Annotated in this window: 17 protein-coding genes; 2 read left to right on the top strand and 15 right to left on the bottom strand. The window is 68.4% G+C overall.

The window, feature by feature from the left end:
• The 3 genes from VF536_RS16490 to VF536_RS16500 form a co-directional block, all read right to left on the bottom strand.
• On the bottom strand, positions 1-457 hold a 457-nt coding region (locus tag VF536_RS16490; protein WP_414710395.1), incomplete at its 3' end, for a hypothetical protein.
• Positions 454-1,866, bottom strand: coding sequence for an SWIM zinc finger family protein (locus VF536_RS16495; RefSeq protein WP_331615950.1), 1,413 nt, complete (start codon positions 1,864-1,866; stop codon positions 454-456). The genes VF536_RS16490 and VF536_RS16495, both read right to left, overlap by 4 nt.
• A 150-nt stretch (positions 1,867-2,016) precedes the next feature.
• Complete coding sequence (locus tag VF536_RS16500) at positions 2,017-2,436, bottom strand: lysozyme inhibitor LprI family protein (protein ID WP_331615951.1); 420 nt, start codon at positions 2,434-2,436, stop codon at positions 2,017-2,019.
• Between the two features lie 211 nt (positions 2,437-2,647).
• Between VF536_RS16500 and VF536_RS16505 the strand changes: the two genes are divergently transcribed.
• Both VF536_RS16505 and VF536_RS16510 read left to right on the top strand, forming a co-directional pair.
• Positions 2,648-3,163 carry a hypothetical protein gene (locus tag VF536_RS16505; protein WP_331615952.1) on the top strand — a complete coding sequence of 172 codons (516 nt, stop codon included), beginning with the start codon at positions 2,648-2,650 and terminating at the stop codon, positions 3,161-3,163.
• Positions 3,164-3,171: 8 nt separating this feature from the next.
• Positions 3,172-5,040 carry a hypothetical protein gene (locus tag VF536_RS16510; protein WP_331615953.1) on the top strand — a complete coding sequence of 623 codons (1,869 nt, stop codon included), beginning with the start codon at positions 3,172-3,174 and terminating at the stop codon, positions 5,038-5,040.
• 37 nt (positions 5,041-5,077) lie between these two features.
• On the opposite strand, the gene nagZ is transcribed toward VF536_RS16510, so the two are convergent.
• The 12 genes from nagZ to fabF form a co-directional block, all read right to left on the bottom strand.
• Entirely contained in the window at positions 5,078-6,163 is a 1,086-nt protein-coding gene (gene nagZ / locus VF536_RS16515) for a beta-N-acetylhexosaminidase (RefSeq protein ID WP_331615954.1), read from the bottom strand.
• Between the two features lie 20 nt (positions 6,164-6,183).
• Entirely contained in the window at positions 6,184-6,579 is a 396-nt protein-coding gene (gene acpS, locus VF536_RS16520) for a holo-ACP synthase (RefSeq protein WP_067277368.1), read from the bottom strand.
• A gap of 92 nt (positions 6,580-6,671) precedes the next feature.
• Positions 6,672-7,454: a pyridoxine 5'-phosphate synthase gene (locus VF536_RS16525; protein ID WP_331615955.1), complete on the bottom strand. Its 783-nt coding sequence runs from the start codon at positions 7,452-7,454 to the stop codon at positions 6,672-6,674.
• The gene (gene recO, locus VF536_RS16530) at positions 7,451-8,236 is read right to left on the bottom strand and encodes a DNA repair protein RecO (protein ID WP_331615956.1); all 786 of its coding nucleotides are present in this window, start codon (positions 8,234-8,236) and stop codon (positions 7,451-7,453) included. Before recO ends, VF536_RS16525 begins: the two co-directional genes overlap by 4 nt.
• A gap of 52 nt (positions 8,237-8,288) precedes the next feature.
• Positions 8,289-9,182 (bottom strand): GTPase Era, encoded by an 894-nt coding sequence (era, locus tag VF536_RS16535; RefSeq protein ID WP_088406434.1) that lies wholly within the window; start codon positions 9,180-9,182, stop codon positions 8,289-8,291.
• 283 nt (positions 9,183-9,465) lie between these two features.
• Positions 9,466-10,173 (bottom strand): ribonuclease III, encoded by a 708-nt coding sequence (gene rnc, locus VF536_RS16540; protein WP_331615957.1) that lies wholly within the window; start codon positions 10,171-10,173, stop codon positions 9,466-9,468.
• A 60-nt stretch (positions 10,174-10,233) separates the two neighbouring features.
• Positions 10,234-10,590 carry a DUF4845 domain-containing protein gene (locus VF536_RS16545; protein WP_331615958.1) on the bottom strand — a complete coding sequence of 119 codons (357 nt, stop codon included), beginning with the start codon at positions 10,588-10,590 and terminating at the stop codon, positions 10,234-10,236.
• A 108-nt stretch (positions 10,591-10,698) separates the two neighbouring features.
• Complete coding sequence (lepB, locus tag VF536_RS16550) at positions 10,699-11,670, bottom strand: signal peptidase I (protein ID WP_331615959.1); 972 nt, start codon at positions 11,668-11,670, stop codon at positions 10,699-10,701.
• A 17-nt stretch (positions 11,671-11,687) separates the two neighbouring features.
• Entirely contained in the window at positions 11,688-13,496 is a 1,809-nt protein-coding gene (gene lepA, locus VF536_RS16555) for a translation elongation factor 4 (RefSeq protein WP_331615960.1), read from the bottom strand.
• A gap of 553 nt (positions 13,497-14,049) precedes the next feature.
• Complete coding sequence (locus tag VF536_RS16560) at positions 14,050-15,522, bottom strand: DegQ family serine endoprotease (RefSeq protein ID WP_414710396.1); 1,473 nt, start codon at positions 15,520-15,522, stop codon at positions 14,050-14,052.
• A 136-nt stretch (positions 15,523-15,658) separates the two neighbouring features.
• Positions 15,659-16,126 carry a hypothetical protein gene (locus VF536_RS16565; RefSeq protein ID WP_331615962.1) on the bottom strand — a complete coding sequence of 156 codons (468 nt, stop codon included), beginning with the start codon at positions 16,124-16,126 and terminating at the stop codon, positions 15,659-15,661.
• A gap of 38 nt (positions 16,127-16,164) precedes the next feature.
• Positions 16,165-17,238 (bottom strand): beta-ketoacyl-ACP synthase II (gene fabF / locus VF536_RS16570; protein WP_331615963.1); only part of this gene is annotated, 1,074 nt, incomplete at its 5' end.

A 17,238-nucleotide genomic window follows, 5' to 3' on the forward strand; every position in this document is an offset into this window, starting at 1 on the left:
CGCGCAGGGCGACGGAGCGCCGGCCGACATCGAGCGCCAGCGGCAGCAGCGTCTCGGGCAGGCGCAGGCCGGCCGCGGCCAGATCGGTGAACACCTGCTGCTGGAGGCGCCCCGGCGCCTCGGTCAGGGCCCAGCGCAGCAGCAGTCGAAGCGAGCCGGCAACGCCATCACCGCCGTCGACGCCATCGATGCGCTCCGGCACGGCGACCAGGCGATCGTCCGCGGCGGCCTCCGGCAGCGGCGCGGTCCAGGCTCGGTCTTGCGTGCCGGCGGCCTCGCACGGCGCGATGACGGCCATCGTGCGCAAGACCTGACCCGACGGATGGCTCGCGACGTCGGGAGCCTGAGCCGCGAGCGCCACCAGCGCGCCGATGTCGCCGGGCCATTCGGGCAAAGGCCCCGGCTGTCGATCCGTGCCCACCATCGCGATGGGCAGCAGCGGCGTCCAGGCGCTCATGCGGTGTTCCTCACCCATGCCGGGCCGGTCGAGTCGGACTGCCACGCGGTCAACGGGCGCAAGCCGCGGCCGTCCCATTCGCCAATCACCGCCAGCGGGTGGCCGCCAGCGACGGCCATCAGCGACCACCAGTCGGCATCGCCGACCTGCAGCGGCACGGCGCGGCCATCGGCGACCAGGTGCCGACCCGCTTCGGACGCAACCGGTGTCGCGTTCGCGAGCACGACCGGATGCAGCGACGCGAACGGGTGGGCGGCCACGCGTTCGGCGACGCGCTGCCATTCGCCTTGCCAGGTGTCGGAGCCGGCGAGGCGCGCCATGCCGACCGTGCCTTCAGGCTCGGGCGACGGTGAGGCCTCCGCGATCAGCGCGCGCAAGGGCGCGTTGCCGGGATAGAAGGAGAGCGTGAGATCGGTGGCGATGCCAGGCAACCACATGCCTTCGAAACCGCGTCCGCCGTGTGTGTGATCGAGCAGCCAGGCGCGCCGGCCCGAGCGGGCGCCGTGCAGCCAGACGCGGCGTTCGTTCAGACGACCCTCACGCTCCTCGACGCTCACGCCGAGCACGGTCCACCGATCGGTGACGCGTTCGCCGACGGCGAGCACCTCGGCCTGATCAAGCGGCCAGCCGCAGACGGTGCGCAGATCGGCTTGAACGGAGGTGGGCAGCGTCTCGCGACGGGCGATGCCTTCGCAGGCGAGCTGCAGCAGGCCGAGGCGCGCGAGCGTCCGCTCGGGCCAGTCGGCACCCACGCGCCATGCTTCCGCGGCAGCGACGACGCGCTGCCCGAGCCCGGGAGCCTGGGCGTCCACCATCCGCGCCGCCATCGTTCGCCAGCCGCGGATCGCGGCGTCGTCGATCGCGCCGAGGCCGCGACTGATCTGATCGCCGAGCCAGCGCTGCAATTCGGAAGCGGCGTCCTCGATTCGCCGCCACCGTTGGGACTCGCGCTTGAGCGCGTTGTCGGGATCGGCCAGCGCCGACGCGGCCTGCGCCGGATCGACGCCGTCGGCGATCTGCGCGGCGCGCTCGGCAGCGCGTTCGACGGCCTTCTGATCGCGCTCTTCCTTCTTCTGCGCGCGCTCGCCACGCGAGGCGATCCATTCGGAGACCCAGGCAGGCGCTTCGCCGGCGGTGAAGCGGGAGGCATCCTGCGCCCGCAGCATCAGCAACGCGAGGCCGTGCTTGCAGGGGAACTTGCGGCTAGGACAGGAGCAGCGGAAGGCCGGCCCGTTGAGGTCGACCTGCGTCTGATACGGCTTGGAACCACTGCCCTGGCACTCGCCCCAGACGGCGGCGTCATCGGCGCCGAGCAACGGCCACTTGGCCGGCGAGGTCAGTCCCCGCGCGGCCTTCGCCGATGCCTCGTCCGGCGCCAGTGCCAGCACGCCCTCCATGGTCAGCGACATGCTGGCCCGCTCCCTGATCGAATCGTTGTGGGTGAGTTCGGAGGCGAGTCTAGCTGCAGCCGATGACGGTCGAGGCCGACGAAACGAATCGATGCAAGGCCGCAGCGCCGCGAGGGTTCAGCAAGGACCTGGCAATGACTCGACCGCGACTCAGGGCTGCGTCTTGAAGGCTTCCAGCTGCTTGATGCGCAGCTGCGCGTGATCACGCATGCAGCCGAGGTACTGCAAGTTCCGGATCGAACCCTCGGACCACAGGTCCAGCACCGCCTTGCAATCGGCCTCGCGGAACTTGACCCACAGGCGCTGCGCGGCGACGAGGCTGTCCTTCGGCTTCGCGGGTTTGGCGCCGCCCACCTTCGCCGGCGTCGCCGCCAGCACGCGGCGATAGACGTCGTTGAGCTGCCTTTCGACCTGCTGCTGCTCCTGCGCGGCGCAGTCGTTCATGTCGACGGTGCTCACGGCATTGGCGCAATCGAGCGCATGCGCGGACGACGCCGCGGACATCACCAGCGCGGCGAAAGCGAGTCGTCGGGCAATCGTGCGGTCAAGGCGGAAGACGCTGCTCGTCATGGAAGCTCCTTGTGGTCAGGGGAAAGTGCGGCCCGAAAGAACGGCACGGATTCAGCCAGAATGCCACGCCGCCGCGCCCCTCGGATCAGGGGGCGCGCCTATCGGCCTTAGGGATGTCGCTCCCGCCCCTCATGGCTAGGCTCTCAGTCTTCCTTGAGGCGGCCGTCCAGCCGGATGCGTCGCGCCCGGGAAACTTCCTGAGGACCGCGCCATGGCCAAGACCGAGAAACCCGCCAAGCCTGCCAAACCCGCCAAGCCTGCCGACAAGGCAAAGAAAGCCGTCAAGGTGAAGAAAGCCGACAAGCCCGCCGACACGACCAACATCAGCGTCGTGCCCATCGTGCCTCAAGGGAAGGTCTGCAAGCCCTTCCTGCTGGAGGTGATGGTCTTCAGCCCCGAGTCGGGCTTCAAGTTCAAGGTCATCGTCGAGCGCTCCTGCACGCCCACCGCCGACCCGATCTGGAAGCTGGTCTTCGACCTGTACAAGATCGTCGACGACAAGGAAGTGCAGATCGTCCACGTGTCCTACACCGCCGGCACGCCCGTGGAGAGCCAGGCCGTGGCCACCATGGCGCGCGAAGGCGTCAAGCCGGACCAGGCCACCGTCCTCGTCCAGGAAGTGCATCCCGTCGCGCGCGCCGTCGCCGGCAAGACCACGCCTCCGACGGACGAGCAGAAGGCCGCCCTGCACGGCGCGATGGCCGACGTGCTCAAGATCGAGTTCTGAGCACGTTCATGCGACGGCGTCTCCTCCGGCCGCGGCGTCGGCTGCTGGGCGGTGTGGTCGCGCTGGCCACCTTCGCCGGCCTGGCGCCGCTCGCCTGGGGCGCGGACCCGCCGCCTGTGTCGATCGAATTCGACGGGCCGCCAGGCGCCTCGAGCCGACTGGCCGCGCCGGGCGCGATGCCGCGGGTGGCGACGCCGGATCTGCGCGTGCGCTACGTCCGCATCAAGAGCCGCTGGGCCGACGCGTCGACCTTGCCCATCGCTCCTTGCGATGTGCTGACGAACGACAGGATCTCGGCGGCGATGAACGCGCTCCGGGAGCAGATCGGCACCAGCCCCGCCGCGACCGCCGTGCTCGGCCAGCAGGGCCGCGCGGAGGTGCTCTTCATCGGCGTCGAGTACGACGTCTCCCCCGGCCGCGGCGACGAGTGCCCGGGCGGCGGAGCCACCGCCGGCGTCACGCTGGAGCCGTACCACGTGCGCGTCGACCTCGCGCGCCTCGGCGACAACGTGCTGCCAATCCCGCGCGCCGGCACGGCCTCGCTGTACGACCACGTGCCTGCGGCGCTGCGACGCTTCGATCCTCAGGTCGGCGCCGGTTATGACGAGGCCTTCGGCCCCACCGTCACCGCTTCCGTCCGGATGCCGTTGCCGCTGTCGCCGCTGCCGGATACGGCCAGGTCGCCGATGGGCTTGAGCCTGCGCCATGAGCAGTCGACCCGCAGCGATTTCCATCGCAGCGAGGGGCGGCTGGAGCACCGCCATCAACCGGCCTCGCGAGATCCGCAGGACCTCGTCCAGGAACTGCGCGTCTTCGCCAACGCGATCGACCGGCGCGAGCCGGTGCTCGGCGGCGAGCTGCAGCGCAGCGCCGGGGAAGCCGGGCTGGGCGTCACGATGAAACCGGCGATCGGCGTACGGGTGGCGCTCGATGGCTCCTGGCAGGCGGGGCGGGACGAGACCACGCTCGCCAACGGTGCGGACACCCGCGCCGACACGCGCCGCCTGACGGCGCGGGTGATGACCGAGTGGATGGTCCCGCGCGCCGAGGGCGTGCTCCGCGCTGGCCTGTGGGCCGAACGCGTGCGACCCGAGGGTGTCGCCTCGCTCGCGCGCTGGTCGGCGCAGGTCGGTTATGCGCGCGAGTTCTCGCTGGGCAGCGGCCCGACCTGGGGGCTCGAGGTGATGGCCGGCGCCGGCCGCGTGTCCGATCGCGCACCGGCGGCCGAGCGCTTCTACGGCGGCGGCGCGAAGGAGCAGTTCCTGTACGACGGCCTGGGCAGCGCCGCGCTCAGCCGCGCGCCGGACGGACCGCTGCTGCGCAGCGCGGGGCAAGGTCAGGCGGGACTGCCCGGTCAGCGCGGCGGCACGCGGTACTGGCACCTGAACGCGCAGGTGGCGATCCCGGTCAAGGCCTGGTCCTCACCGTTGATCCCGGATGAGCGCGTGGACCTGGGCGACACCGACAGCAACGGCAATCCCAGACCGCCCATCCCGCTGAAGACCTTGCTCGGCAATCAGCTCGACGTGAGCGGCCCGTCGATGCTGGTCGCGACGCTGGTCGCGCAAGGCAAATCGAGCGAGGAAGCGAAACGCGAGGCGGACGCGGCCTTCGACGAAGTCCGCCCCGCGGCCCATTTCATCATCGACAAGGCCAGCCTCCACGCCGTGCGCCCGCTGCTGCTGATGGACGTCGCCGGCTTGTCCGACGGCTCGGGCCAGTTCAGCGCACGCTGGGTGGCGGTGGGCGCAGGCGTCGGCGTGACGGTCGTGACCGCGCGGCTGGAAGGCGGCCTCATGCGCACCGTCAGCGGCCCGGCCATCCAGGGCGGCCGCAACGCGGCCTTCCTCCGGCTGGTGTTCCAGAACCTGTTCTGAACGCCCGCTTCAGGACAGGCGCGTTAAGGCAGACGCATCAGGGCAGGCGCGCCAGCGCCTCCAGGTACCGCGGCGCGAGCATCAGCTCATCCCAGGTCAGTGGCGCCGACTGCGGCACCAGCGCCGCACGGCGGGCCTCGCTGTCGATCGCGGGCGTCCACGCGCCCTTCGCCTGCGCGTCGGCCAGGCCGTCGAGCAGCTCGTCGATCGCGCGACCGCCCTGCTCCAGGCTCTGGTTGCACAGCAGCACCAGATCGCAACCCGCGCCCAGGGCCGCCAGCGCCGCCTCGGTGTAGCCCACCGGACGGCCTTCGATCACGCGCGCCGCGGCCATGCCGAGGTCGTCGCTGAAGACCGCGCCGGCAAAGCCCAGCCGGTCGCGCAGGATGTCCTGCAGCCAGCGCTGGCTGAAACCGGCCGGCCGGCTGTCCACCTTGCGATAGATCACGTGCGCTGGCATCACCGCCGACAGGCTCAGGCTCAGCCACTCGAAGGGCCGCACGTCCTCCGCCAGGATCGCCTTCAGCGAACGCGTGTCCACCGGCACGCCCACATGCGAATCGACGCTCACCGCGCCGTGCCCCGGGAAGTGCTTGCCGCAGCTCCCCATGCCCGCCAGCGCCAGGCCCTGCATCAGGCTCTGCGCCAGCAGGCTCACCACGCGCGGGTCGCCATGGAAACTGCGCGAACCGATCACCGGACTGATGGACTGCCGGCCCTCGTCCTGATGGTCCAGGTCCAGCACCGGCGTGAAGCTCATGTCGACGCCGCAGGCCCGCAACTCCAGCGCCAGCACCAGGCCGGTCGCCGTCGCCGCCTGCACCGCGCGCATCGCGTCGTCCATCCACAGCTCGCCGAGCGCGCGCATCGCCGGCAGCGCCGTGAAGCCGTCCGTGCGGAAGCGCTGGACGCGGCCGCCCTCCTGGTCCACCGCGATCAGCAGATCGGGGCGGATAGTCTTGGCCTCGGCGCACAGCGCGGTCAGCTGCGCGCGGTTCTCGAAGTGGCGCGCGAACAGGATCATCCCGCCCGTCAGCGGATGCGCCAGCCGACGGCGGTCGTCCGCCGTCAACGTCGTGCCGGCGATGTCCAGGATCACGGGCGAATGCAGGTGTTCGGTCATGGAGGGTGTCTCTTTCATTTTCAATCGCGGGTCTCGACGACGACGAACGCCGTCGCATAGTCGGTCTCGTCGCTCACGCTGACATGCGCGCTCAAGCCCTTGGCCTCGAACCATTCGGCCAGCGCGCCGTGCAGCTGGATCCCCGGCTTGCCGCTGCGCGCCTTGACGATCTCGCAGGCGCGCCAGGTCATCGGCATGCGCATGCCCATGCCGATCGCCTTCGAGAACGCCTCCTTGGCCGAGAAGCGCGTCGCCAGGTAGGCGATGCCCCGCGCCTCGACCTTGGCGTAGCGCTCGTGGAACACCGCGATCTCGTGCGGGCCCAGCACCTTCTCGGCGAAGCGCACGCCGCGCCGTTGGAAGGTCTCCCGGATGCGCCGGATGTCGCAGACGTCCGTGCCGATGCCGTAGATCATCGCGACCCTTTCATGCGCGGCGTGTGCGCGCTTGGTGCCCGCCGTTTGGGCGTCGTGTGGGCTCTGTGTGGACGTCTGGTGCGGAAGTGCAATCAGACGTACGCGCGCTGGATGCAGCGCTGGTAGTCGCGCACCGCCTCGGTGTAGCCGAGCTCCAGCGCGTCCGCGATCAGCGCGTGGCCGATCGAGACCTCCGACACGCCCGGCACCTCGCGCAGGAAACGCGTCAGGTTGTCGCGGTTCAGGTCGTGGCCGGCGTTGATGCCCAGGCCCTGCGCCAGCGCGGCGCGCGCCGTGGCGGCGAAGGCCGCGGCCACCTCGGCCTCACGCGGCGTGCCGAAGGCGCTCGCCCAGGTCTCGGTGTAGAGCTCGATGCGGTCCGCGCCGACGGCGGCCACGTGGACCATCGCCTCCGGCAGCGGGTCCATGAATAAACTCACCCGAACGCCCAGCGACTTGCACTCGGCGATCATCGGACGCAGGCGTTCGGCGTCGGCCGGCAGGTTCCAGCCGTGGTCCGAGGTGAACTGGTCCTCGCCGTCCGGGACGAAGGTCGCCTGGTGCGGCCGCGTCTCACGGATGAAGTCCATCAGGTTCTGCGTCGGGTTGCCCTCGATGTTGTACTCGGCCTGCGGCCAGGCCTTCATCAAGGCGGCGAGCTCGCGCACGTCGTCGGCGCGGATGTGGCGCGCGTCGGGCCGCGGGTGCACGGTGATGCCCTGCGCGCCGGCCTCCAGGCACAGCTGCGCCGCCCGCGTCACGCTGGGGATGCCCAGGTGCCGGGTGTTGCGCAGCAGCGCGACCTTGTTGACGTTGACCGACAGCGCGCATCGCGCATCGTGGCGGCCGGATTCGGGAGCGATCAGCGGATTCATGTGAGCAGCTTCTGGACGTCGAGCAGCACTTGCCGCGTCCGCAATGGACGATGCCCCAGATGATAGTGAAGCAAGGCGCGCGACAGCGGCTTCAGCGCCGGACCCGCGAGTTCGCAGGCCTGTTGCAGCGCCGCCTGGCTGCCGTGCAGCAGCGCCGCCTGGAGCTGGATGAAGGCCTGGCCCGTGAGGCCGGCCTGCGGCGCGGCGTCATGCGTCGGGACGACGACGCCGGACTCCGGCGCGAGCAGGTAGAGCCGCTCCGGATCGAGCGGCGCCTGCGTCGTCGACAGCACGCTCAGGTCGGGCAGCAGGCCGCAGATGGCGAGCATCTTCAACTCGAAGGCCCGCAGCGCCGCGTGCGCGTCGTCCACCGAGCGCAGCTGCGGCAGCAGCGCTGCATAGGCGTCGAAAAGCTCCGGCTGCGCGTCCTGGCGCGGCAGGAACTTCAGCAGCAGTTCGTTGACGTAGTAGCCGCTGAACAGCGCGGCACCGGTGGGCAGCGTCTGCCCGCCGACCCACTCTGCCCCGCGCAGCGACTGCACCTCGGCCGCGCCGTCCTCGTTCATCTTCGAGGGCTTGGACAGCGTCACCTGCAGGCGCAGGAAGGGCAGCAGCACCGATCGCAGCTGCGAGTACGGCCGCTTCGCGCCCTTCGCGACCACCGCCAGCCGGCCATGTTCACGGCTGAACAGGTCCAGCACGAGGCTGGTCTCGCTCCAGTCGTAGTGATGCAAAACAAAAGCCGCCTGCGTCGCGGGCGGCTTCGGGGCGCGTGTGGCCATGGCCTGATGTCGGGCGATGTCTGCGGATGTCTTCAGCGACCGCGGGAGCGGATCACTCGTAGCCGTAGCTTCTGAGATGCTCTTCGGAGTCGGCCCAGCCGGACCGCACCTTCACCCAGAGCTCCAGGAACACGCGCGCGTCCCACAGCTTCTCGAGTTCCTGGCGGGTCTCGGAACCGATGCGCTTCAGGCGCTCGCCGCCCTGGCCGATGATCATGCCCTTCTGGGCGTCGCGTTCGACCACGATGGTCGCGGCGATGCGGCGCAGGTTGCCCTCCTCTTCCCAGCGGTCGATGATCACCGTGGCTTCGTAGGGCAGTTCGTCGCCGGTCAGGCGGAAGAGCTTCTCGCGGATCATCTCCGCGGCCATGAACTTCTCGCTGCGGTCGGTCAGCGCGTCTTCCTCGTAGAACCATTCCTGGCTCGGGAGGTAGGGCTTCAGGATCTGGAACAGACGCTGCACGTCCGAGTCCTTCTTGGCCGACAGCGGCACGAACTCGGTGAAGTTGCGGCGCTCCTGCATGCTCTTGAGCCAGGGCATCATCTCGGCCCGTCTCGTCACCGCGTCCAGCTTGTTGGCGATCAGCACGACCGGCTTGTTCTGCGGCAGCAGCGACAGCACCTTCGCGTCGTCCAGGCCGAAGCGGCCCGCTTCGACGACGAACAGCACCAGGTCCACGTCCGCCAGCACGCCCTGGACCGTGCGGTTCAGGTTGCGGTTCAACGCGCTGCTGTGCTTGGTCTGGAAGCCGGGCGTGTCGACGAAGACGAACTGCGCCTCGTCGACGGTGCGCACGCCGGTGATGCGGTGGCGCGTGGTCTGCGCCTTCTTCGAGGTGATCGAGACCTTCTGTCCCACCAGCGCATTCAGCAGCGTCGACTTGCCGACATTGGGCCGGCCGACGATCGCGATCAGGCCGCAGCGCAGGTCGCCCTCGTACGGCATCGCACCGATGCCGCCCTGGACCTCGGGCAGGTCCTCGCCGTCACCGTCTTCCTCGTCATCGTCGAGTTCATCGCCCTCCTCGTGGGCACGCGCGTCGGCGTCCTGGTCGAGCGGGGAGTCGGCGGGGTGTGGCGTGGCGGAGTCGTGCGGGGCGTTCAGATCAGGATCCTCGGAAACAGGGGAATGAGCAGGGGAATCGGCAAGCGATTCAGAAATGGAATCGGACGAGGACGTCGGCTTCGGCGTCCTCGGCGTCTTGGGTGCGTTCATCGCGGGCTCCGCGTCAGTCGCGCAGGCCGGTGCCGGGTCGGTCGCCGGCGAGCAGTTCGTCCAGCACCTGCCGGGCCGCCTCCTGCTCCGCGATCCGGCGCGAGCGACCTTCGCCGCGGCGCGACAGCGTCAGCGAGGCCACTTCGCATTCGACGGTGAAGGTCTGCGCATGGGCCTGGCCCCGCGTCTCGGCGATGCGGTAGGACGGCACCGGCAGCTTGCGCGCCTGGAGCCATTCCTGCAACGCCGTCTTCGAATCCTTGGCCCACTGCTCGATGCCGCTGGCGGCGATGGTCTCGCCCAGCAGCCCGCGCACGATCTCGCGCGCGGCCTCATAGCCGCCGTCCAGGAACGCGGCGCCGATCACGGCCTCCAGCGCGTCCGCCAGGATGGACGGCCGCTGGCCGCCGCCGCCGCGGGCCTCGCCCTCGCTCATGCGCAGCGCCTCGGGCATCTGCAGCACCAGCGCCAGCCGGTGCAGGCTGTCTTCGCGCACCAGGTGCGCACGGATGCGGGTCAGGTCGCCTTCATCGGAACCGGCGAAGCGGTCGAACAGCAGCGCCGACACCGTCAGGTTGAGCACCGCGTCGCCGAGGAACTCCAGCCGCTCGTTGTGCTGCTGGCCGAAGCTGCGATGCGTCAGCGCGCGCTGCAGCAGACCCGGCTGCGTGAAGCGGTAGCCAAGGCGTTGCTGGAGGGCGTCGAGCGCTTGCGGGGTCATGGCCGGAGGTCGCTAAGTCGGGTCGCTAAGTCGGGTCGGGTCGGTACGATCGGGGCGGGGTCAGCGGGACTCGCCTTTGTACTTGATCACCAGGAACACCGGGCCGTACAAGGGCACTTCCTTGTCGTAGGCGAAGCTGATCTTCACCTTGTCGTCGACCTTGGTGATGATCAGGTCCTTGGGCTCGACGCTGACGATCGAATATTCGATCTGCTTGGTGCGCTCGAACGAATCGCGCGCCGCCGGCACGGTCGACGGACCGTCCTTGGCGATCTTGTCGATCGCCCTCTGGATCGTGTAGTACTCCATCACCGTCGGCACCACGCGCAGCACGATCACCGACCCGCCGCCGATGATCACCGCCCAGAACAGCAGTCCCAGCAGGCTGATGCCCCGTTGAATCTTCCGTGCCCTCATCACGTATCGCTCCGATGGTTGTCGTTGGAGAACAGAGTAGTCGATCGGCGGCCGGCCGTGGTCGGACCGCTGTGTCATTCGGTATGTCGGTCGATGTGTCAGGCGGCCTTACTGGATGCCGCCGATGCGCTTCAGGCTGCCGAAGTTCATCCAGACCACGAAAGCACGGCCCACGATGTTCTCATCCGGCACGAAGCCCCAGAAACGCGAGTCCTGCGAATTGTCCCGGTTGTCGCCCATCATGAAGTAGTGGCCGGCCGGCACCTTGCAGGTCACGCCTTCCAGCGTGTACTTGCAGTTCTCGTTGTACGGGAAGTCATACATCTTGCCGATGCGGCCCTGCGGCTGTGCGTCCACCAGGATCTGGTGCTCGACCGGACCCAGCTTCTCGGTGTAGCGCGGACGGAAGCGCATCGAGTTCGGATCCTCGTCGAAGAACTCGCCCTGCGCGACTGTCTCGACCTGCTTGCCGTTCACATACAGCTTCTGGTTCAGGTAGGCGATCTCGTCGCCCGGCAGGCCGACGGCGCGCTTGATGTAGTCGATGCTCGGGTTCTGCGGGTAGCGGAACACGACCACGTCGCCACGCTGCACGTCGTTGTTGCTGATGATCTTCTTGTTGATCACCGGCAGGCGCACGCCGTAGTGGAACTTGTTCACCAGGATCAGGTCGCCGATCAGCAGCGTCGGCACCATCGAGCCGGACGGGATCTTGAACGGCTCGAACATGAACGAGCGCAGCAGGAACACGATCAGGATCACCGGGAACAGGCCGGCGGTCCAGTCCAGCCACCAGGGCTGGCGCAGGATTTCCTCGCGGGCGCCCTCGACGTCGCCGTCGACGCGCTGGATGCCCTGCGCGGCCAGCGAGGCGCGGCGCTGTTCGTCGTTCTTGGCCAGCCGCTCCGCCGCGCGTTCGCGCGACGGCTGGAAGTGGAAGCGCTCGGCCAGCCAGTAGGCCAGCGTCACCGTGGTCAGGATCAGCAGCAGCAGGGAGAAGTTGCCGTTCCAGTAGCCCTGGTACCAGCCGCCCAGGTAGGCGATCAGGGTCACATACAGCAACCCGGTCAGTGCGCTCATGGCTTTCATGCGGAGACTTATTCTTCGACTTGGAGGATGGCCAGGAAGGCTTCTTGCGGCACCTCCACCGAACCGATTTGCTTCATGCGCTTCTTGCCGGCCTTCTGCTTCTCCAGCAGCTTGCGCTTGCGGCTGATGTCACCGCCGTAGCATTTTGCCAGCACGTTCTTGCGCAGCGCCTTGATGTTCTCGCGCGAGATGATGTTGGCGCCGATGGCCGCCTGGATGGCCACGTCGTACATCTGGCGCGGGATGATCTCGCGCATCTTGGCCGCCACCTGGCGACCGCGGTACTGCGACTGCGCCCGGTGCACGATCAGCGACAGCGCGTCGATGCGGTCGCCGTTGATCAGCATGTCGACCTTGACGACGTCGGACGCACGGTACTCCTTGAACTCGTAGTCCATCGACGCGTAGCCGCGCGAGACCGACTTCAGCTTGTCGAAGAAGTCCAGCACGATCTCGGCCAGCGGGATCTCGTAGGTCAGCATGACCTGGCGGCCGTGGTAAGCCATGTTCAGCTGCACGCCGCGCTTCTGGTTGGCCAGTGTCATCACCGCGCCGACGTACTCCTGCGGCATGTACAGGTGGACCGTCACGATGGGCTCGCGGATCTCGGCGATCTTGCTCTGCTCCGGCATCTTCGAGGGGTTCTCCACCTCGATGACTTCGCCGTCGCCCAGCAGCACCTCGTACACCACGCTGGGCGCGGTCGTGATCAGGTCCTGGTCGAACTCGCGCTCCAGCCGCTCCTGCACGATCTCCATGTGCAGCAGGCCGAGGAAGCCGCAGCGGAAGCCGAAGCCCAACGCCTGCGAGACTTCCGGTTCGAAGCGCAGCGACGCGTCGTTCAGCTTGAGCTTCTCCAGCGCGTCGCGCAGCTGGTCGTACTCGCTGGCTTCGGTCGGATACAGGCCGGCGAAGACCTGCGGCTGGATCTCCTTGAAGCCGGGCAACGCTTCGGTGGCCGGGCCCAGGTTGTTCGGAAGCTTCTTTTCCAGCGTGATGGTGTCGCCCACCTTCGCCGCGGACAGCTCCTTGATGCCGGCGATGATGAAACCCACCTCGCCTGCGTTGAGCTGGTCGCGCTTCTCCGACTTGGGCGTGAACACGCCCAGGTGCTCGGCCGGATAGATGGCGTTGGTGGCCATCATGCGGATGCGTTCGTTCTTCTTCAGCGTGCCGTCCACCACGCGGACCAGCATCACGACGCCGACGTAGTTGTCGAACCAGGAGTCGATGATCATCGCGCGCAGCGGCGCCTCGACCGTGCCCTGCGGCGGCGGCATGCGGCTGATGACGGCCTCGAGGATCTCGTCGATGCCCATGCCGGTCTTGGCCGAGCACGGGATCGCGTCGGTGGCGTCGATGCCGATGACTTCCTCGATCTCCGTCTTCGCGCCGTCCGGGTTGGCCGACGGCAGGTCCATCTTGTTCAGGACAGGGACGACTTCGACGCCGAGCTCCAGCGCGGTATAGCAGTTGGCCACCGTCTGCGCCTCGACGCCCTGGCTGGCGTCGACCACCAGCAGCGCGCCTTCGCAGGCCGACAGCGATCGGCTCACCTCATACGAGAAGTCCACGTGTCCGGGCGTGTCGATCAGGTTCAGGTTGTAGACCTGGCCGTCAGCCGCCTTGTACTGCAGCGCGGCGGTCTGCGCCTTGATCGTGATGCCGCGCTCGCGCTCGATGTCCATCGAGTCCAGCACCTGCGCTTCCATCTCCCGATCCGACAGTCCGCCGCAGCGCTGGATGATCCGGTCGGCCAAGGTGCTCTTGCCGTGGTCGATGTGGGCAATGATGGAGAAATTGCGGATGTGGTTCATGGACTCGGACGGAGACCGCGCGGTTCGTCCGCCACTTCTCAGCGTCGCTCGAGCGGCGCACGCTGATGCATGCTGAACATGCGGGGGACGGTCGGTCGAGGCGGTGATGCAAGCCCTTCGCAGGACCTGAACGGGACATAAAAAAAAGGCACGTCTAAACGGTGACGCGCCTTCCAACAAAACGTATGGCAACTGCTTGTTGGGCTTTCATTGTAGCCAAAAGCCCCGCCCTGGAAACCGCATGGATGCGAGCTTCTCGCGCGTTGCCCTTCGCCAACAGCGATTTTATACACAGGTTATCCACAAAACTCGGGGACATCCTGTGGATCGCTGAGCCCATCAAAATGATGCCTTCCGATTCACCGTCGGAACAGCGACAAAGCTGCCCGAACGCAGGTCGATTGTAGCGGAGCGGGGCACCAATGCCCCGCCTTGGTCACATCCGTTAGCAAGCACCAACCGACGTCAAGTTGTGCACCGGATCACGCCTCGCCGGCCGGATTTTCCGCATTGCGGAAAGCCCCATGCCGGCGCTAGGTTGACCCGGGGCGCTTCAGCCCTTGCCGGGCTTCAGCACGACGTAGGTCGCGACCTCGCCCCGGCGCACCAGCATCTGGAGCGACTTGCCCTTCTCGAGCTTGGCCAGCGCCGCCTGGAACTGCTTGACCGTCTTCACCTCGGCGTTGTTGGCCGAGAGGATCACGTCGCCGGGCTTCAGGCCGGCGCGCGAGGCCGGACCGTCGACGGTGTCGATGCGCAGACCGCCGTCGACCTTGAGTTCCTTGCGCTGCGCGTCGGTCAGTTCGCTGACGGTCAGACCCCAGGCCGACGCGCCGGTTGCGGCCGGCGTCTCGGCTTCCGGCGTCGCCGCCGCGCGATCGTCCGGCAGCGCGTCCAGCGTCGCGGTCAGGTCCTTGTAGGCGCCCCGACGGAACACCTGCAGCGGCACCTTGGTGCCAGGCTTGGTGGCCGCGGCGAGACGGCGCAGGTCGACCGCCTTCTCCACGGCCTTGCCGTCGAACTTCGTGATCACGTCGCCCAGCTGGAGGCCGGCCTTCTCGCCGGGGCCGGCCGGCGTGATGCGGCTGATCAGCGCGCCCTGCGGCTTGCCCAGGCCGATGGCTTCGGCGACTTCCTTGCTGACGTCATCCGGATAGACGCCCAGCATGCCGCGCGTCACGCGGCCGCCGGCACGCAGCTGGTCGGCCACACGCATCGCCTCGTCGATCGGGATCGCGAACGAGATGCCCATGAAGCCGCCGGACTGGCTGTAGATCTGCGAGTTGATGCCCACGACCTCGCCGCGCAGGTTCAGCAGCGGACCGCCGGAGTTGCCCGGGTTGATCGCCACGTCGGTCTGGATCAGCGGCAGCAGGTCGCCGGTGTCGCGCGCCTTGGCGCTGACGATGCCGGCCGTCACGGTGTTGTCGAAGCCGAACGGCGAGCCGATCGCCATCACCCATTCACCGACCTTGAGCCTGCCCACGTCGCCCATGCGCAGCATCGGCAGATTGTTGGCCTCGATCTTGAGCACCGCCACATCGGTGCGGCGGTCCAGGCCGATCACCTTGGCCTTGAACTCGCGCTTGTCGGTCAGCGTGACCGTCACCTCGTCGGCATCGTCGACGACGTGCGCGTTGGTCATCACGAAGCCGTCCGCGCCGATCACGAAACCGGAGCCCAGCCCTCGACGCTGCGGCGCGTCCTCGTCGTCATCGTCGTCCGGGGTCGGCGCGGGCGCAGGGGCCGCTCCCGGCGGCGCACGGCGCTGCGGCGGCACGGGGATGCCGAAGCGGCGCAGCAGCTCGCGCATCTGCTCGTCGATCTGTGCGTTGGCGACCTTGACCTTCTCCGAGGTCCGGATGTTGACGACAGCCGGTCCGGCCTGTTCGACCAGGGCGCTGAAGTCCGGCAGTGCACGCGCCAGATCGGGCGCGGCGACGGGGACCGCGGCGGCAGCCGGCACGGCGGCCGGTGTCGCAGGCTTGGTGACGGCCTGCGCGGCCGCGCCCAGCGAAGCGCTCATCAGGGTGGCACCGGCCAGCGCCAGGGCAAGACGTCGAAGGGAACAGGTGCGGTCGGAATTGAGCATGAACACTCGCAGGTGGCGATGCAAAAACGGAAGGCCCACATCATGCCCGGAATTCAGAAACGACATGGTGTCAGCCTGCAGCGAGAAAGAGGTGGAGCCTGAGCGACGGCCACTGCGCTTCGTGCGCGCGTCGCGACAGCGCGATCCAGCGCTCCGGCGGCGTGCGACCGCGGACACCTTCAGCATCGGTCGCGGCGTTCAGCCGCAGGAGCATCCACTGTTCGAGATCGATGACGACGTCCGGCGTGATGGCAAGCGGCTCTCCCGCGCGCTGCCACCACCACTGCGCGCCGTCCCATCGGAGCAAGGCCCGGCCCCGCGCGCGGACCGGCAGCGCCGCACCCGCGACGGTGGCGAGCAGGATGCCCAGCCACGGACCAATGCCGTCGGCGAGGCCCGCCTGGAGCAGCACGGCGACGAGGGCCGCCGCCATGCCGCCGCACAGCATCGCGCGCTGCACGCGCACCCACCACGGATCGTCCGCCAATGAAAAACGCCGGGCAACGGCCCGGCGTGATGTCGAACGGTCCGGCGTCATGGGTCGCCGTCCGTTCCGCGCTTGATCAGTTCAGGGGATCAGACCCGCTTGAAGATCAGCGTGCCGTTCGTGCCGCCGAAGCCGAAGTTGTTCTTCGCGGCGTACTCGATCGGCAGCTTCCGCGCCTCGTTGGCGCAGTAGTCCAGGTCGCACTCGGGATCCTGGTTGAAGAGGTTGATCGTCGGCGGAGCGACCTGATCGTGCAGCGACATGACGGTGAAGACGGACTCGATGCCGCCCGCGCCGCCCAGCAGGTGGCCGGTCATCGACTTGGTCGACGACACCACCAGGCCGTTCTTCGCATGGTCGCCGAAGGCCTTCTTGATCGCGTTGGTCTCGTTCGCATCGCCCAGGGGCGTGGACGTGCCGTGCGCGTTCATGTACTGGATCTGGTCCGCATTCAACCCGGCGTTGCGCAGCGCGTTGCGCATCGAGCGCGTCGGGCCGTCCACGTCGGGCGCGGTCATGTGGTACGCGTCGGCGCTCATGCCGAAGCCGACCAGCTCCGCATAGATCTTGGCGCCGCGCTTCTTGGCGTGTTCGTACTCTTCGAGCACCAGCACGCCAGCGCCCTCGCCCAGCACGAAGCCGTCGCGGTCCTTGTCCCAGGGACGGGACGCGGTCTTGGGGTCGTCGTTGCGGGTGGACAGCGCGCGGGCCGCGGCGAAACCGCCGACGCCCAGCGGCGACACCGTCGATTCGGAACCGCCGGCGACCATGACGTCGGCGTCGCCCGCCTCGATCATGCGACCGGCGGTGCCGATGCTGTGCAGACCCGTCGTGCACGCCGTGACGATCGCCAGGTTCGGGCCCTTGAACCCGCACTTGATCGAGACGTGGCCCGAGATCATGTTGATGATCGAGGCCGGCACGAAGAACGGACTGACGCGGCGCGGGCCGCGGTTCACCATCTCCGAATGCGTCTCCTCGATCATCGGCAGGCCGCCGATGCCGGAGCCGATGTTCACGCCGATGCGCGTGGCGAGTTCGGGATCCAGCGCCTCGCCGGTGGGCAGGCCGGAATCCACGACCGCCTGGTGGGCGGCGGCCAGTCCGAGGTGGATGAAGCGGTCCATGTGGCGCGCTTCCTTCTCGGGCATGTAGTCGGCCAC

Source organism: Roseateles sp., from assembly GCF_036486225.1.
Lineage (GTDB): Bacteria > Pseudomonadota > Gammaproteobacteria > Burkholderiales > Burkholderiaceae_C > Roseateles.

What these genes read in the sequence shown, in the direction of transcription:
- nagZ (WP_331615954.1), bottom strand. Translation starts at nt 6,163, where the DNA reads ATGACCGAACACCTGCATTCGCCCGTGATCCTGGACATCGCCGGCACG.
- lepA (WP_331615960.1), bottom strand. Translation starts at nt 13,496, where the DNA reads ATGAACCACATCCGCAATTTCTCCATCATTGCCCACATCGACCACGGC.
- VF536_RS16560 (WP_414710396.1), bottom strand. Translation starts at nt 15,522, where the DNA reads ATGAGCGCTTCGCTGGGCGCGGCCGCGCAGGCCGTCACCAAGCCTGCG.
- VF536_RS16510 (WP_331615953.1), top strand. Translation starts at nt 3,172, where the DNA reads ATGCGACGGCGTCTCCTCCGGCCGCGGCGTCGGCTGCTGGGCGGTGTG.
- lepB (WP_331615959.1), bottom strand. Translation starts at nt 11,670, where the DNA reads ATGAGCGCACTGACCGGGTTGCTGTATGTGACCCTGATCGCCTACCTG.
- acpS (WP_067277368.1), bottom strand. Translation starts at nt 6,579, where the DNA reads ATGATCTACGGCATCGGCACGGACGTCTGCGACATCCGGCGCATCCGG.
- rnc (WP_331615957.1), bottom strand. Translation starts at nt 10,173, where the DNA reads ATGACCCCGCAAGCGCTCGACGCCCTCCAGCAACGCCTTGGCTACCGC.
- VF536_RS16500 (WP_331615951.1), bottom strand. Translation starts at nt 2,436, where the DNA reads ATGACGAGCAGCGTCTTCCGCCTTGACCGCACGATTGCCCGACGACTC.
- VF536_RS16505 (WP_331615952.1), top strand. Translation starts at nt 2,648, where the DNA reads ATGGCCAAGACCGAGAAACCCGCCAAGCCTGCCAAACCCGCCAAGCCT.
- VF536_RS16565 (WP_331615962.1), bottom strand. Translation starts at nt 16,126, where the DNA reads ATGACGCCGGACCGTTCGACATCACGCCGGGCCGTTGCCCGGCGTTTT.
- VF536_RS16525 (WP_331615955.1), bottom strand. Translation starts at nt 7,454, where the DNA reads ATGAATCCGCTGATCGCTCCCGAATCCGGCCGCCACGATGCGCGATGC.
- recO (WP_331615956.1), bottom strand. Translation starts at nt 8,236, where the DNA reads ATGGCCACACGCGCCCCGAAGCCGCCCGCGACGCAGGCGGCTTTTGTT.
- VF536_RS16495 (WP_331615950.1), bottom strand. Translation starts at nt 1,866, where the DNA reads ATGTCGCTGACCATGGAGGGCGTGCTGGCACTGGCGCCGGACGAGGCA.
- VF536_RS16545 (WP_331615958.1), bottom strand. Translation starts at nt 10,590, where the DNA reads ATGAGGGCACGGAAGATTCAACGGGGCATCAGCCTGCTGGGACTGCTG.
- era (WP_088406434.1), bottom strand. Translation starts at nt 9,182, where the DNA reads ATGCCGTACGAGGGCGACCTGCGCTGCGGCCTGATCGCGATCGTCGGC.